Below are 16,017 nucleotides of genomic sequence, written 5' to 3'. Positions count from 1 at the left end.
AACCGCTGCCCGGCGCCGACGGGAGTAAAGCTCAGGGAGTACTGCTGATCTCCGGCGTCGCGCTGGTCGCGACGTCCGACGGAGCAGGGGACACCGAGCCGGACGGCGACGCCGAGTTCGACGGGGACGGCGACACCGACGATGACTCCGGCTGTGGCTGCGGGCTGGACGCGCTCGGCGACGGACCGGCCAGCGGCTTGCCGGCCACCGTCGTCTGCGGGAAGTCGAACGTCCAGCCGTCGGCGATCAGCTCGGGGATCAGCGTGCGCAGCGCGTCGACGGTCTGCTTGCGCTCACCGCCGCCGTCGTGGACGAGCACCACCGCCCGCGGCGTGAGCTGCTGCTTGATCCGCGACGCGATCACGCCGGCGCCCGGCAGCAGCCAGTCGTCCGGGTCGACGACCCAGCCGAGCGGGGTGTGCCCGAGCTTCCCGCCGGCCTTCGCCGAGGGCCCGAAATCGCCGTACGGCGCGCGGAAGTACGGCACCGTGGCCCCCGGCGCCGCCGCGGCGATCGCCGCGTCCGCCGCGAGGATGTCCGCCCGGCTCTTCGCCTCCGGGACGATGCCCAGGTCGTCGTGGTGCATCGAGTGGTTGCACAGCCGGTGCCCCTCGGCGACGATCCGCCGGACCAGCTCCGGGTACCAGGTCACGTTCTCGCCGACCACGCAGAACGTGGCCTTGACGTGGTACTGCGCGAGCAGGTCCAGCACGGCCGGGGTGTCCGCGGACGGGCCGTCGTCGAAGGTCAGCGCGAGCCGCTTGCCGCTGTGCTCGGTGTGCACCACCGGCTCGTATCCGGCCGCGGCGGCGTGCAGGTTCGCCACCGTGTCCGGGCTCTTGGCCTTCGGAGCGGTCTTGCCGAAGTCGCCGGCGTCGGCCCGGCCGACGTGCGCGGGCCCGGGCAGCGGCGTGACCGGGGTGCCCCGCAGAGCACCCTCGGTGAAGTCGCGCCAGAGGTAGGACGGCATGGTGTCGCCCTCGATGGGCTTGTTCCTCGCGTCGCGCAGCGGCCCCGGTTTCGCCTTGCCGATCCAGACCACGCTGGCCAGCTCGGGGGTGTACCCGGCCATCCAGGCGTCCTGGTTGTCCATCGTGTCGCGGTACTGCTGGGTGCCGGTCTTGCCGGCCGCCGGGCGCCCCGGCACGATGCCGTGCCCCTGCACCACGCCCTGCAGGACGGTGGTGACGTCGGCGGCGATCTTCGGGTCGACCGCGGTGGTGGCGACGTCCGGGGTGGTGTACCCGGAGCCGTCCGCACCGGCCACCGACTGCACGAAGTGCCGCTGGTGGCGGACCCCGTTGCCGGCCAGCGTCGCGTAGACGCTGGCCAGGTCACCGGGGACGACCGGGTACCGCCCGAGGGAGATGTCGCCGCGTGTCTTGCCCGGCGCCGGGTCGCCCTTGACGTCAACCAGCGACTTCTGCCCGGCATAGCGATCCGGGATGCCCAGGCGTACGGCCATGTCCCGCACCTTCGCCGGCCCGATCTGCGCGGTCACCGCGTAGAACGGGGTGTTCAGCGAGTCGACCATCGCGCGCTGCAGGGTGCACTCGGGGCACTGCAGGTCATTGTGGTTGCGCAGCGGCACTCCGCGGTCCGGGAAGAGCCGGGGTGAGCTGCCGTCCCAGCGGGACCGGTACGCGATGCCCTTGGCCAGCGCCGCGGCCAGCACGATCGACTTGAACGTCGACGCCGCGGGGTGCAGGGCCGCCGCGTTGTCGAAGTAGCCGCTGCCGTGCTCGCCGCCGTAGTAGGCCCGCACCCCGCCGGTCGACGGGTCGAGCGCGACCAGGGCCGCCTGCAGCCCGGCCGGTTGACCGGTCAGCGCCTTCTTCACCGAGCCCACCGCGGACTGCTGAGCCGCCTGGTCGAGCGTGGTGACCACCTTCAGGCCCTGGGTGTGCAGCTGCTGCGAGGTGATGCCGCGGGTGCCGAGCTCCCGCTCGACCTGGTCGACGACGAGCCCGAGCGGGCCGCCGATCGCCGAGCCGGCCGGGCGGACCTTCGGGTACGTCACCGTGGCCGGGTCGATCAGGCCGGCGTCCCGGGCGGTCGCGAAGATCCAGTTCCAGCGGCGCCGGGCGGCCGTGGGGTCGTGGTCCGGGTCGTACGCCCACGGGTCCTTGATGACCGCGGCGAGCACCATGCCCTGCGCGAAGTCCAGCCGGTCCGGGGTGACCCCGAAGTACGCGTTCGCGGCGGCCGCGATCCCGTAGGCGCCCCGTCCGTAATAGATCGTGTTCAGGTACTTGGCGAGGATGTCGTCCTTGCCGTACTGCCGCTCCAGGTTGAGTGCGAGCGCCATCTCCTGGATCTTGCGGTCCACGGTGACGCGCTGGCTCAGGAAGGCGTTCCGCGCGTACTGCTGGGTGATCGTCGACGCGCCCTGACGGCTGCCGCTCACGTCGGCGACCACCGCCCGCGCCACCCCGCGGATCGACAGCCCGGCGTGGCCGTAGAAGTCGCGGTCCTCGGCGAGCAGCACGGCCTGGCGCAGGTCCGGCGAGATCGCCGACAGGGGCACGTCGTTGTGGTCGGTCGCGCCGACCCGGGCCAGGATGGTCCGGCCGTCGCGGTAGTAGAGGACCGACGCCTGTGGCTGGGGCACCGCGCCGGGCACCGGGACGGACTCGACGTAGGCCTCGGCCGCGCCGAGGCCGCCGGCCACCCAGAACGCCGACACGGCCGCTGCCGTGGCGACGATCCGGCGCCAGCGGCCGGGGCGCTTCCCGGCCGGCTGCTCCGGCTCTTCCGGCTCCTTGAGCTCTTCCGGCTCCTTGAGCTCTGCCGGCTCCTTGAGCTCTGCCGGCTCCTTGAGCTCTGCCGGCTCCTTGAGCTCTGCCGGTTCCTTGGGCTCTGCCGGTTCCTTGGGCTCTGCCGGTTCCTTGGGCTCTGCCGGCTCGTCCGGCGTTACGGCTTCCGGCGGCTCGGTCGGGTCCAGTTGCTCGGGGGATTCATCCTGCACACCCGCATAGACGTCGATGAACCGGACTATGTGGTATGTAATCCTGCGTCACCACGTGATCACGCGATTTCCGGCGTGTTGACCAGCGGTTTCCGCGGGTTGCACGCAATCACGATGATTTATGTCGCACTTCGGTCGGACTCCAGGGTGCCGCCGTTGGCGACGTCCTCCCGCTCGATCTCGTCGAAGCGGATCCGCACCGCCGCCCGCCGCGCCTTGAGGATGTCGACCGCCGCCGCAGTCACCGCCTCCGCGAACTCCCGGCGCTGATCCAGCGTGCGGCCGGACAACAGCTCCACAGTGATGTTGGGCATGACCCCTCCACGATTCCGCCTCGATTCCACTGACAGGAACATTGTCCCGGTACATAGAACACGGTCAACCCCCTTGCATGGATTATCTTCACTGTGTTCCATGTATTGACAGCGCGTTCCGTGTAACGGAACATCTGGCTACGCATCGACTCCTGTAACCCGCGTCACACCGGAGGGAGGACACATGACCACACTCGACTGGTTCGTCATCGCCGGATACTTCCTGGTGATGGTCGCTATCGGCCTGTGGGCCAAGAGCCGCGTCCACAACGTCGCCGACTTCTTCACCGCGAGGGGCATGATTCCCTGGTGGCTGTCCGGGATCTCGCACCATATGTCCGGGTACAGCGCCGTCATGTTCGTGGCCTTCGCGGCCGTCGCCTACAACTACGGCCTTGCCATGTACGTCTGGTGGGCCCTCACGATCGGCATCGGCGTCGGCATCGGCGCCTTCGTCTTCGCGGCCCGCTGGAACCGGCTGCGTTCCAAGCACGGCGTCGCCTCACCCCTGGAGTACCTGGCCAAGCGGTACAACGTGCCCACCCAGCAGGCCCTCGCCTACAGCGGCGCGCTGCTCAAGGTCGTCGACATCGCGGCCAAGTGGGTGGCGATCGCGGTGCTGCTGCGCGGCTTCGCCGGTGTGCCCATCGTCTGGGGCATCCTGCTCACCGGCGCGGTCACACTCGTCTACATCACGCTCGGCGGGCTCTGGGCCGACGTGCTGACCGACTTCGGCCAGTTCGTCATCCAGGCGGTGGCCGGCATCGCGATGTTCTTCGCGTTCCTCGGTCACCTCGGTGGCTTCTCCACCCTGTGGACCATGTGGGACGAGCTGCCACGCGGGCACGGCGATCCGTTCGCCGGGCCGTACACGCTGACGTTCTTCCTGGCCCTGCTCTTCATCAAGACCTTCGAGTACAACGGAGGCATGTGGAACCTGGCGCAGCGCTACATGGCCGCGCCGTCCGGCTCGGCGGCCAAACGCTCCGCGCTGCTCTCCAGCGGGCTGTGGCTGGTCTGGCCGCTGGTCCTGTTCCTGCCGATGTTCGCCGCGCCGCTGATCGTGCCCGGCCTGGCCAACCCCGAGCAGGCCTACGTCGAACTGGCCAAGACGCTGCTGCCGTCCGGCCTGATCGGCCTGGTCCTGGCCGGCTTCTTCTCGCACACCATGGCGATGGTCTCCTCGGACGCCAACGTGATCTCGTCGGTGATCACCCGGGACATCGCGCCGGTCCTGGTCCGTGCGATGCGCACCCTGAGCGAGCGGGCCGAGCTGACCTTCGCCCGGGTCACCACGTTCGTCTTCGTGGTGATCAGCATGGTGATCGCGATCAGCACCGAGGGCCAGGGCGTGGTCCTGAAGATCGTCGTCGACCTGGTCGCCGCGACCATGGGGCCGATCTCGATCCCGCTGATGCTGGGGCTGCTTCCCTGGTTCCGGCGCAGCGGGCCCACCGCGGCGATCGTCTCGTGGGCGGCCGGCCTCGGCGTCTGGGTCGTGGTGAAGTGGATCCTGGACGAGACCAGCCAGACCATGGTGGTCGGCGTCCCGCTGGTCACCTCGCTCGTCCTCTACGTGGCGATCGGTCTGCTCCGGCCCGAGCGCACCCCCGACCGCGACGCCATGGTCGACTCGCTCGACTCCGACCCGGCCGGCGACACCACGCCGGTAACCACCAGTTCCTGAACAGAGAGAGAGTACGGATGGACACCCGACCCGCCACGGCGCCGGATCAACTGACGAGCATGGACACCGGGCGACTGCGCGACCGTTTCCTGGTGGAGGACCTGTTCGCGCCCGGCGAGGTGCGACTGACCTACTCGCACGAGGACCGCATCGTGGTGGGCGGCGTGGCCGGCCCCGCGGAGCTGCCCTGCCCGGACGCGCTGCGCTCGGAGTTCTTCCTGCAGCGGCGCGAACTGGGCGTGGTCAACGTCGGCGGCCCGGGCGCCGTGACCGTCGACGGCGAGCGCTTCGAGCTGGCCGCCAAGGAGGTGCTCTACGTCGGGCGCGGCGCCCGGCAGGTCAGCTTCGACGGCCGGTTCTACCTCGTCTCCACGCCCGCGCACACCAGCCACCCGACGGTCAAGGCCACCCTCGACGACGCCGAGCCGGTGCGCCTGGGCTCGGCCGAGGGCTCCAACGAGCGGACCATCTACAAGTTCATCCACCTCAAGGGGATCCAGAGCTGCCAGCTCGTGCTCGGGGTCACCGTGCTGGAACCGGGCAGCATGTGGAACACGATGCCGTGCCACACCCACGAGCGGCGCACCGAGGTCTACTTCTACTTCGACCTGCCCGAGACCGATCGGGTGGTGCACCTGATGGGCCGCCCGGACGCGACCCGCAACCTGATCGTCGCGCCCGAGCAGGCGGTGATCTCGCCGTACTGGTCGGTGCACTGCGGTTTCGGCACCCGCAGCTACGCGTTCGTCTGGGCGATGGGCGGGGAGAACCAGGCGTACGACGACGTGGAGCCCGTCGCGATCGGTGACCTGCGGTGACCTCGTTCGACCTGCACGGGCGGACCGCCCTGGTCACCGGCTCGCGGAGCGGGATCGGCCGGGCGGTCGCCGTGGCACTCGCGCGCGCCGGCGCGGACCTGGTGCTCCACGGCCGTACGGCCGATCTCGATGAGGTGGACAAAGAGGTCGCGGAGGCCGGAGCCCGGACCACCCGATGGGTTTTCGACCTGTCCGACGTCGACGGCATCCCCGCGGCGGTGGCCGACCTGCCCGAGGTGGACATCCTGGTCAACAACGCGGGGATCATCCGGCGCGCGCCGGCCGCCGAGCACTCGCTCGACGACTGGCGGGCCGTGCTCGGCGTCGACCTGGACGCGGTGTTCGTGCTGAGCCGCACGATCGGCGCCGGCATGCTCGCCCGCGGCCACGGCAAGATCATCTCGATCGCGTCGATGCTGTCCTTCCAGGGCGGTCTCAACGTGCCCGGCTACACCGCCGCCAAGCACGGCGTGGCCGGGCTGACGAAAGCGCTGGCCAACGAATGGGCCGCCCACGGGGTGCAGGTCAACGCCGTCGCGCCCGGGTACGTCGAGACGGCCAACACCGAACCGCTGCGCGCCGACCCGGTCCGCGAGGCGGACATCCGCTCGCGAATCCCGGCCGGCCGCTGGGGCCGCCCGGAGGACATCGCCGGCGCTGTCGTCTTCCTCGCCTCTCCCGCCGCCGACTACGTCAACGGTCACGTGCTTGCCGTCGACGGCGGCTGGCTCACCCGATAGTGCCGTTAGGCTGGCCCGGTGGCTAGGGAAGGCAGCTCCATCGACAAGACGCTGGCGGTGCTCGAGGCACTCGCCGAGCACCACCGCGTCACCGACATCGCGGCGGCCACGGGCGTCTCCAAGTCAACCGCGCACCGCATCCTCCAAGCACTCGTGACCTGGGGTTTCGCCCGCCCCGACGGCCTCGGCAGCTACGAGCCCGGCCCACGGATCCTCACCCTCGCCGGCCGGGTCATGCAGCGCTTCGACCCGGCCCGGCAGGCGTCCGGCGCGCTGCACGCGCTGTGCGAGGCCACCGGTTTCACCACGCACTTCGCGATCCGCAGCGTCGACGAGGCGGTCTACGTCGACAAGCAGGAGGGCCGCCGGCCGTACCAGATGCCCTCCCGGATCGGCATGAGCGTCGCCCTGCACACCACCGCCATCGGCAAGGCCGTCCTGGCCGAGCTCAGCGACGCCGAGGTGCTGGCGATCTGCCGGCGCACCGGCCTGGCCCCGCGCACCCCGCGCACCCTGACCAGCGAGGAGGACCTGCTGGCGCACCTGGCCGGGGTCCGCGCCCTCGGCTACGCGATCGACGACGAGGAGAACGAGCCGGGCATCCGCTGCCTCGGCGTCGCCGTCTTCGACCACACCGGCCAGGTGCTGGGCGGCATCTCCGTCTCCACCCTGGCGATGGACATGGACCTGCCCGGCCTGCGATCCCGCGCCCCCGAGGTCATCGCCGCCGCCCGCGACGTCTCCGCCGCCCTCGGCGCCGCCACCCCCACGGCCCGCCGCTAACCCTCGACGGGTGGCGGCGGGGTGTCGTCCTTGCGGCCACGCTTCTGCAGACGCCGGTACGAGCTGGCCGACAGGTACTTCCCGGCCCGCGACGCCGACCCGTGTTCAGTCTCCCGTTCCAGGTAGTTCAGCGTCGCCGTCTCCTCGTCCAGGTCGGCTGCCAGCGAATCCGGCGCGCCGGCCCGCGCCTCGGCGATGTCCTCCCGCGCCTTGCGGATCTCCCTGAGCGCGGCCTCCGAGTCACCCTCGCCGAGCAGCCCGGACGCGCGACGTTTGGCCTGCTGCGCCCGCAGGTACACCAGCTCGGTCCGGACCACCGGATCGGGCACGCGACCGGCCGCCTGGCTCGATCATCACGGACACCTGGTCATCGGTCTCGACAGCGATCATCTCCACGTCGAGATGGGCGGTGACGTGCACGGCCCTCACTCCTTCGCACAGGGCCGCCGAGCGTAGTGAACCCTCGCCACCCGAGACCACCTTCAAGATCTTCATGTCCTACGTCCGCTGTGGTCGAGGTCCGCTGCTCCCGCGGGGACCCTTGCGGGCTTCGCAGGGCCGTGGCCGGCCCAGAACGCGAAACCCTCCAGGGCGACCTCCGTGACGGGGCACGGTCAGAGCAGCAACCCGCCCGCGACTCCCGCCCGCCGCAGCCGGGGCACGGTCGGTCCAGCAAACCCGACTCCCGCCCGCCGTAGAGCCCCGCCCGCCGGAGCCCGCGACGTAGCCGGTGGTCACGGCCGCCGCGCGCTCACCCTCCCGGCTGGTTCTCATGGGCGTTATTCGTGCCTCATAACGCCCATGAGAACCAGCCGGGAACCGCGCCGCGCGGCGCTAGCCTCGCCCGGGGCCCGGCTCGCGTCCGCCCACACACAAGACCGCGCCGCGCAGTCCCGCCCGCCGACCCCGCGCCGTCCCGCGCGCAAGCTCCACGCCGTCCCGCCCGCCGGAGCCCGCACTGTCCCGCCCACCGACCCCGCGCTGTCCCGCCCGCCGGCCGCACGCTGTCCCGGCCGCCGACCCCGCGCTGTCCCGGCCGCATCGCGCCCGCGCACCTCATAGGACACTCGCGCATTACGATGCATCGATGTCATGGTCACGAATGCGAGGGATGGCCATCGCCGTCGTCGCGGGAGTCGGCGCCACGCTGGCCTTCTCCGCCGCACCGGCCACCGCCACCGGGGTTCCGCACATCCGCAACGGGGAGACCGTGCCGGTCTACTCCTACGACAACGCCGTCCGGGAGAGCGTCTGGGTGCAGACGCCGCTGGACAACGACCACGACGGCAAGCGCGACGAGATCGCCGTCGACATCGTGCGCCCGCGTGAGGCCGCCGCGAAGCACCTGCGGGTGCCGGTCGTCATGGAGGGCTCGCCGTACTACTCGTGCTGCGGGCGCGGCAACGAGAGCGAGCTCAAGGAGTACGACGCGAACGGCATCATCACCAAGGAGCCGCTCTTCTACGACAACTACTTCGTGCCGCGCGGCTACGCGTTCGTCGCCGCCGACCTGGCCGGCACGAACCGGTCCACCGGTTGCATGGACGTCGGCGGCCGGGAGGAGGTGCTCGGCGCCAAGGCCGTGATCGACTGGCTCAACGGGCGGGCCCGCGCCCGGTACGCGGACGGCGCACCGGCCGTCGCCACGGGCTGGACCAACGGCCGTACCGGAATGATCGGGAAGTCCTGGGACGGCTCGGTCGCCAACGGTGTCGCCGCGACCGGTGTCCAGGGCCTGGAGACGATCGTCCCGATCTCGGCGATCTCCAGCTGGTACGACTACCAGCGCTACAACGGTGTCCTGCGCTCCCCGGACTACCCGGAGTTCCTGCACTCCTACGTCACCGGCCGCCCCGAGGAGGCCTGCGCGGACGTGCTGTCCGAGCTTGATCAGGGCAGTGACGACGCGACCGGGAACTACAACGCGTACTGGGCCGAGCGGAACTTCCGTCCCGACGCCCGCAAGGTCCACGCCAGCGTGCTGATCGCGCACGGCCTCAACGACACGAACGTCACCACGGATCAGTTCGCGCAGTGGTGGAGCCGTCTCGACGTACCCAAGAAGATCTGGCTCTCCCAGCAGGGACACGTCGACCCGTTCGACATCCGTCGCGGTGCTTGGGTCGACACACTGCATCAGTGGTTCGACCGCTGGCTGCAGGGGCTGCACAACGGCATCGACCGGCAACCGGCCGTGTCGATCGAGACTGCCCCCGGCACGTGGGTGAACGAGCGCACCTGGCCCGCGCCCGCCGCCCGCCCGGTCGGTGTCTCGCTCGGCGACGGCGTGCGGACGTGGACCGACAACCCTGAGCTGACCGAGGCCGCCGCGGTCGCGAACCCGAACGCGGACGTCCCCGGCCGCACCACGTTCCTCTTCGGCCCGCTGACCGGGAACGCCCGGATCTCCGGTACCCCGTCGGTGACCCTGCGTGTCAAGGTGGACAAGCCGACGACCGAGTTGACGGCCCGCCTGGTCGACTACGGAACCGGGACGCGCGTCGACTACCTGGGCGGCGGCGAGGGCATCCGCACCCTGGAGACGGAGTCCTGCTGGGGCGCCTCCACCGCGGCCGACGACGCCTGTTACCGCGACACCGCGGAACGCGTCGTGACCAGCGACCACGCGATCCTGACCCGCGGCTGGCAGGACGCCGCGCACCACGTCTCGCTGCGGTTCACCACGCCGCTGCGCCCGGACCGCTGGTACTCGGTCACCGTCCCGATGCAGGCCACCGATCAGCTCATCGCCGCCGGTCATGTGCTCGGCCTGATCCTGCAGGCCAGTGACAACGAGTACTCGTCACCGCAGTCGACGGGCGCCACGATCCAGCTCGACACCCGCCGCAGCCGGCTCACGCTCCCGATGATCGGCCACCTCCCGCCGCCGGGCACCCCGGTCGTCACGACCGCTCCGGCCCCGAGCAGCTTCGCCCCGCCCCGCTTCCACCCCGTCGTTCCCTGACCCCACCCCGGCCCGGCGCCGTGAGTCGAGGCGCCGGGCCAGATCAACCTCATTCGCGCGTACGGCATGAGCCCGCGCCCGTGGCACTCCCGCCCGCGAGGCCCGCCGTGGGTCCCGGTGGCGGCGCGCCCCGCCCTTCCGGCTGGTTCTCATGGGCGTTATTCGTCCCTCATAACGCCCATGAGAACCAGCCGGGACCGTGAGCGCGCCACGGCCCGGACCACCGTCCACGTCGCGCCGGAGCGCCACTCGCGAGCCCGGCCCACTCCAGCCGCACGTGCGCCGGGCGGCTCGTGGGCGTGGGCTCACGGCGTACGCGCGGAAGGGGGTTGATCTAGGCCGGACGGGTCGTGCTGCCCCGGACCACCAGGCGCGGCGTCTCGGTGCGGATGCTCGTCCGCGAGCGGGGATCCGCGATCGCCGCCAGCAGGCTGGTCGCGACCTGGGCGCCGAGGGCGTACGTGTCGCGGGAGAGACACGTCAGCGCGGGGTGCACGATCCGGGTCAGGACGGAGTCGTCGAAGGACACTATGGAGAGCCGGCGCGGCACCTCGATGCCCAGCTCCAGCGCGACGCCGAGCCCGGCCGCGGCCATCAGGTCGCTGTCGTAGATGATCGCGGTGGGCCGTTCGGCGCGGGACAGCAGGGTCCGGGTCGCGGCGGCGCCCTGCGCGTCGCTGAAGTCGGTCGGCACGGACTCGGCGGTGAGCCCGCGGGCCACGGCCTGCTCGCGCAGCGCGGACGTGCGGCGGGCGGTGTGCTGGTAGACGGGCGGCCCGGCGACGTGCGCGATCCGCCGGTGGTCCAGGGCGGCCAGGTAGTCGACGATCGTGGTCATGGCCTCGGCGTCGTCGGCCCACACGCTGGGCAGTTGACCGTCCTCGCCGGGCAGGCCGAGGGTGACGGCGGGCAGGCCGAGCTCGCGGACCACGGCGAGGCGCGGGTCGTCGAGTTGCAGGTCGACGAGGACGAGGCCGTCGACGCGGTGCTCGGCGGCCCAGTGCCGGTAGAGGTCGATCTCGGCGGCGGTGTCCCGGACGAGTTGCATCTGCACCGCTGACGAGCCGGCCGACAGGACGTCCTGCATGCCGTACAGGATCTGGGTGTAGAACTGCTCGGAGCCGAGGGTGCGCGGGTCGCGGGCGAGGACGAGACCGACGACGCCGGCCTGCGCGCCGCCGAGCGCCCGGGCGGCCCGGTGCGGCCGCCAGTTCATCTCGCGGGCGACCTCGATGATCCGCGCGCGGGTCTGCTCGCTGACGCCGGGGCGGCCGTTGAGCGCGAACGAGACGGCGCCCGGCGACACCCCGACGCGTTTGGCGATGTCCGCGATGGTCGGCCTGTTTCCCACGGCGGCACCCTACCTCCACTATAGCGTTTTAGCCAGCGAAACAGCCGATGAACAACCTCCGCTACGACCGTTGACTATAGCGCTTTAGTTCTCCACGATGATGTTTCGCCGACGTTTCCTGTTCGACGACGACCGATGCACAGGAGCCTCACCATGCGAATCAGACTTGCCGCCGCCGTGACAGCGCTCGCCCTGAGCCTGACCGCCTGCGGCAGCGGTTCCTCCGACAGCGCCGACAGTGACAAGATCACCGGCACGATCACGCTGCAGACCTGGGCGCTGACCCCGAAGTTCACCGACTACCTCAACGAGGTCATCGCCGGATTCACCGCGAAGTACCCCGGCACCGGCGTCAAGCTGCTCGACCAGCCCGGCGACGGTTACTCCGAGAAGGTCCTCGCGCAGGCGAGCTCGAACACGCTGCCCGACGTGATCAACCTGCCGCCCGACTTCGCCCTCCCCCTCGCCAAGCAGAAACTGCTGGTGGACGTGAGCAAGGGCGACGACCTGAGCAAGACGTACGTGCAGGGCGGCGTCGACGCGTACAAGTTCACCGGGGTCGACGGCGTCTACGGCTACCCGTGGTACCTCAACACCGACCTCGACTACTGGAACGTCAAGCAGTTCTCCGACTGCGGGCTGGACGCGAACACCCCGCCGGCCACCACGCAGGAGCTGTTCACGCAGGCCGCGGCCATGAAGGCGAAGTGCCCGGACAACTTCCTGATGAGCCGCAAGCCGGACGTCTCGGACTTCGTCCGGGCGGGCATCAAGATCACCAGCGATGACGGCAAGCAGTTCGTGTTCAACACCGACCAGGCCGCCGCGCTGGTCGACCAGTACCGCGACGCGTACGCCAAGGGCTACCTGCCGCCGAGCGTGCTGAACAGCGACTACCAGGGCAACTCGAAGCTGTTCACGCAGGGCAAGGTCGCCTGGACCACCGGCGGCGCGACCGGCCTGGCGGACTTCGAGCGCGACAACCCGAGCCTCAAGGGCCAGGTCACGGTCAGCAAGGCGCTCGACACCCCGCCGCTCTACGTGCAGGGCGTCAGCGTCTCGGCGAAGAGCAAGTACCCGGCGACCGCGAAGGCGTTCGCCCAGTGGATCACCAACGCCGACAACCAGAACAAGTTCGGCCACCTCGTGAACGTGTTCCCGTCCACGATCTCGTCCGCGTCCGACAGCTACTTCGGCTCCGACGACGGCACGCCGGCGGGCAAGGCCCGGGCACTCGCCTTCGGCGAGCTCAAGGATGCCAAGAACCTCATCCCGTACGAGGTGAACGCCGACATGCAGAAGCTCCTGGACCAGCAGATCGCGCTGGCGGTGAAGGGCGACGAGCCGAGCAGGAAGGCGCTCGACGACGCGGTCGCCAAGATGAACCAGATGCTGAGCCGCCAGTAGGAAGCCGGTGGCGGCCGGAGGCCCCCCCGTGTTCACTTCCGGCCGCCACCCCTTGTCAGGAGAACCTGTGAAGACCCAACGATGGTTCACGCCGTGGGTGCTCACCATCCCGGCCCTGGCCTGGCTGCTGGTGTTCAGCGTCTGGCCCTCGATCAACACGCTGCGGCTGTCGTTCACCGACGCGCGGCCGCTCGGCGGCGACTACGACGTCGTCGGGCTGCGGAACTACACGGACATGCTGCACGACGGCGATGTCCGGACCGCCCTGCTCAACAGCGTGATCTACATGGCGATCTGCCTGCCGCTGCTGACGATCCTGCCCCTGCTGCTCGCGGTGCTCGTCGAGAAGAAGCTGCCGGGCATCGCGTTCTTCCGGACCGCCTTCTACGTCCCCGTCATCGCCAGCGCGGTGGTGGTCGGCCTGATGTGGACCTGGTTGCTCGATGACCGCGGCCTGATCAACAACCTGGCCCGGGCGTTGCACGTCGTCGCGCAGCCGGTGCCGTTTCTGACCGACCGCTGGCTGGTGCTGATCAGCGCGATCAGCCTGACCGTCTGGAAGGGGCTGGGCTACTACATGATCGTCTACCTGGCCGCGCTCGGGAACGTGCGCAAGGACCTGCACGAGGCGGCCGCGATCGACGGCGCCGGGCGGGTGCGCCGGTTCCTCACGGTCACGGTCCCCGGCGTACGGGGAACGATGTTCCTGGTCTCGATCCTGGTGAGTGTCGCGGCGCTGCGCGTCTTCTCCGAGCTCTACATCCTCACCGGCGGCAAGGGCGGCCCGGGTGGCAAGGACCAGTCGCTGGTCATGCTGATCCAGCAGTACGCGGGCGGCTTCTACGGCAACTTCGGCTACGCATCCGCGCTGAGCGTGCTGCTGTTCGTGGTCACGCTCGTCCCGATGATCGTGCTGGCCCGGCTGAACAACCGGAGCGAGCGATGAAGACGCTGCGCTACTTCCTGCTGGCGTTCGTCCTGATCATCACGGTCGGCCCGTTCGTGTGGCAGCTGTCCACCTCGCTCAAGGGCGCCGGCGAGGACATCTACACCCAGACGCCCAGTTTCATCCCGCACCAGCCGACCCTGAACAACTACGCGAAGGTCGCCGACGCGATCCCGGTCTGGCGCTACATCGGCAACTCGCTGGTCGTCGCCGCGCTGACGGTCGGCGGCAACATCGTGTTCGCGACGATGGCCGGCTACGCGATCGCCCGCCTCAAGTTCCGCGGCCGCAGCGTGGTGCTCGGGCTCTTCCTGTCCACGCTGGTGCTGCCCGGCGAGGTGACGATCGTCTCGCAGTACGTCACGGTCCGCGACTTCGGCCTCGCCGACACCCTGCTCGGGGTCGCCCTGCCGGGGATGGTCGCCGCGCTCAACGTGCTCCTGATGTACAACGCGTTCCGCGCGCTGCCGCAGGAGATCGACGAGGCCGCGATCGTAGACGGCGCCACCGTCCCGCAACGGCTGCTGCGCGTCTCGCTGCCGGCCGTCCGCGGCACCCTCGCGGTCGTCGCGATCTTCGCGTTCATCCAGGCCTGGGACGACTTCCTGTGGCCGCTGATCGTGCTGACCTCACCGGAGCAGTACACGCTGACGGTCGGCCTGCAATACCTCTCCGGCACGTTCACGCAGGATCAGCGCCTGATCGCGGCCGGCACGATGATCGCCTTCATCCCGATCGCGATCCTGTTCAGCGCACTACAACGCTACTTCTTCAAGGGTGTCGAGGAAGGCGGCGTGAAAGGGTGAACCGTTCCATGAGATTCGGCGTCAACTACACCCCGTCGGCCGGGTGGTTCCACTCCTGGCTCGACTTCGACCCGGCCGCCGTCCGGCAGGACCTGGAAGCGATCGCCGGGCTCGGCGTCGACCACATCCGGCTGATGCCGCTCTGGCCGCACGTGCAGCCGAACCGTGGCCTGATCCGCCCGCGCGCCCTCGCCGACGTGGTCACGGTCGTGGACCTCGCGGCGGACTGCGGGCTCGACGTCAACGTCGACGGGTTGCAGGGCCACCTGTCCAGCTTCGACTTCGTACCGGCGTGGCTGTCGTCGTGGCACCGGCGGAACATGTTCACCGACCCGGACGTGGTCGCCTCGACAGCGGACTACCTGGCGGCGCTCGCGGGCGCGGTCGCCGACCGGCCGAACCTGCTCGGCGTGACGCTGGGCAACGAGGTGAACCAGTTCGCCGCGGCGCCGCACCCGTTCCCGCACCCGGTCACCGAGGAGGGCGCCGGGCACTGGCTGGCCCGCCTGACCGCCGCCGTGCGCGCCGAGGTGCGGCCGTCGACGCTGGTCACGCACGCCATGTACGACGCCGCCTGGTACGACGACACCCAGCCGTTCGGTCCCGCCCACGCGGTCGCGCACGGGGACCAGACGATCGTGCACTCCTGGGTGTTCAACGGCGCCGCTCAGGCGTACGGCGGTCTCGGCGCCGGCTCGGTCCGCCACGCCGAGTACCTGTGCCGGCTCGCCGCGGCCTGGCACACCGACGCGACGCGCCCGGTCTGGTTGCAGGAGGTCGGCGCGCCCACCAACGTGGTTCGTGAGCCGGACGCCGCGGACTTCCTGGAGGCCACCCTGCGCCACGTCGCCCGCATCCCCGAGCTGTCCGGCATCACCTGGTGGTGCTCGCACGACGTCTCCCGGGACCTGCTCGACTTCCCCGAGCTGGAGTACGACCTGGGCCTGATCACCAGCACCGGCAAGGTCAAGCCGACCGGCGTCCGGTTCGCCGAGACCATCGCCGCCCTGCGCTCGCCGGTCGCCGAGGAACAACCCGTCGGGCTGGTGCTCGACGACACCGTGCCCGGTCACCGCGCGTCCTGCGGGCCGGCCCGGGAGTTCTACCGCACCTGGCTCCACCTGGCCGGTGACGGCCCCGGCCCCGGCCCGCAGATCGTCCTCAAATCGCGGGAGCACGACACCGCCCTGCTCGCCGCGCGCGGCATCCGTGTCCTGAAGGAGAGCCACTGA

Annotated in this window: 13 protein-coding genes; 9 read left to right on the top strand and 4 right to left on the bottom strand. The window is 70.4% G+C overall.

Going from position 1 to position 16,017, the window contains the following annotated elements; genetic code table 11:
* Positions 1 to 31 precede the first annotated feature (31 nt).
* Both Acy02nite_RS30750 and Acy02nite_RS30745 read right to left on the bottom strand, forming a co-directional pair.
* Positions 32 to 2,968, bottom strand: a complete 2,937-nt coding sequence (locus Acy02nite_RS30750; protein ID WP_239175364.1) for a transglycosylase domain-containing protein — start codon at positions 2,966 to 2,968, stop codon at positions 32 to 34.
* A 119-nt stretch (positions 2,969 to 3,087) separates the two neighbouring features.
* On the bottom strand, positions 3,088 to 3,282 hold the full coding sequence (locus Acy02nite_RS30745; RefSeq protein WP_203747553.1) for a tautomerase family protein: 195 nt from the start codon (positions 3,280 to 3,282) through the stop codon (positions 3,088 to 3,090).
* 184 nt (positions 3,283 to 3,466) lie between these two features.
* Between Acy02nite_RS30745 and Acy02nite_RS30740 the strand changes: the two genes are divergently transcribed.
* The 4 genes from Acy02nite_RS30740 to Acy02nite_RS30725 are packed head-to-tail and all read left to right on the top strand — an operon-like array spanning position 3,467 to position 7,310.
* Positions 3,467 to 4,969, top strand: a complete 1,503-nt coding sequence (locus Acy02nite_RS30740) for a sodium:solute symporter family protein (protein ID WP_203747550.1) — start codon at positions 3,467 to 3,469, stop codon at positions 4,967 to 4,969.
* 17 nt (positions 4,970 to 4,986) lie between these two features.
* Positions 4,987 to 5,787: a 5-dehydro-4-deoxy-D-glucuronate isomerase gene (gene kduI / locus Acy02nite_RS30735; RefSeq protein WP_203747547.1), complete on the top strand. Its 801-nt coding sequence runs from the start codon at positions 4,987 to 4,989 to the stop codon at positions 5,785 to 5,787.
* Positions 5,784 to 6,527, top strand: a complete 744-nt coding sequence (locus Acy02nite_RS30730; RefSeq protein WP_203747543.1) for an SDR family oxidoreductase — start codon at positions 5,784 to 5,786, stop codon at positions 6,525 to 6,527. Before kduI ends, Acy02nite_RS30730 begins: the two co-directional genes overlap by 4 nt.
* 18 nt (positions 6,528 to 6,545) lie before the next feature.
* Entirely contained in the window at positions 6,546 to 7,310 is a 765-nt protein-coding gene (locus Acy02nite_RS30725; RefSeq protein WP_203747540.1) for an IclR family transcriptional regulator, read from the top strand.
* On the opposite strand, the gene Acy02nite_RS30720 is transcribed toward Acy02nite_RS30725, so the two are convergent.
* A complete protein-coding gene (locus Acy02nite_RS30720) occupies positions 7,307 to 7,639 on the bottom strand; it encodes a hypothetical protein (RefSeq protein WP_203747537.1) in 333 nt (110 codons plus the stop codon). The genes Acy02nite_RS30725 and Acy02nite_RS30720 overlap by 4 nt on opposite strands.
* A gap of 758 nt (positions 7,640 to 8,397) precedes the next feature.
* Between Acy02nite_RS30720 and Acy02nite_RS30715 the strand changes: the two genes are divergently transcribed.
* Positions 8,398 to 10,275 carry a Xaa-Pro dipeptidyl-peptidase gene (locus tag Acy02nite_RS30715; protein WP_239175363.1) on the top strand — a complete coding sequence of 626 codons (1,878 nt, stop codon included), beginning with the start codon at positions 8,398 to 8,400 and terminating at the stop codon, positions 10,273 to 10,275.
* Positions 10,276 to 10,609: 334 nt separating this feature from the next.
* Here Acy02nite_RS30715 and Acy02nite_RS30710 read toward each other — a convergent pair whose 3' ends face one another.
* The gene (locus tag Acy02nite_RS30710; RefSeq protein WP_203747534.1) at positions 10,610 to 11,626 is read right to left on the bottom strand and encodes a LacI family DNA-binding transcriptional regulator; all 1,017 of its coding nucleotides are present in this window, start codon (positions 11,624 to 11,626) and stop codon (positions 10,610 to 10,612) included.
* A 153-nt stretch (positions 11,627 to 11,779) separates the two neighbouring features.
* Here Acy02nite_RS30710 and Acy02nite_RS30705 point away from each other — a divergent pair, with 153 nt between their 5' ends.
* From Acy02nite_RS30705 to Acy02nite_RS30690, 4 genes are all read left to right on the top strand, one after another.
* Positions 11,780 to 13,033, top strand: a complete 1,254-nt coding sequence (locus Acy02nite_RS30705; protein ID WP_203747531.1) for an ABC transporter substrate-binding protein — start codon at positions 11,780 to 11,782, stop codon at positions 13,031 to 13,033.
* 67 nt (positions 13,034 to 13,100) lie between these two features.
* Positions 13,101 to 13,979 (top strand): carbohydrate ABC transporter permease, encoded by an 879-nt coding sequence (locus tag Acy02nite_RS30700; RefSeq protein WP_203747527.1) that lies wholly within the window; start codon positions 13,101 to 13,103, stop codon positions 13,977 to 13,979.
* Positions 13,976 to 14,785, top strand: coding sequence for a carbohydrate ABC transporter permease (locus Acy02nite_RS30695; protein WP_203747524.1), 810 nt, complete (start codon positions 13,976 to 13,978; stop codon positions 14,783 to 14,785). The genes Acy02nite_RS30700 and Acy02nite_RS30695 overlap by 4 nt, the downstream gene beginning before the upstream one ends.
* Positions 14,786 to 14,793: 8 nt before the next feature.
* Positions 14,794 to 16,017 (top strand): glycoside hydrolase 5 family protein, encoded by a 1,224-nt coding sequence (locus Acy02nite_RS30690; RefSeq protein WP_203747521.1) that lies wholly within the window; start codon positions 14,794 to 14,796, stop codon positions 16,015 to 16,017.

Source organism: Actinoplanes cyaneus (assembly GCF_016862095.1).
Classification (GTDB): domain Bacteria; phylum Actinomycetota; class Actinomycetes; order Mycobacteriales; family Micromonosporaceae; genus Actinoplanes; species Actinoplanes cyaneus.
This window is presented reverse-complemented; position numbering and strand designations above follow the sequence as displayed.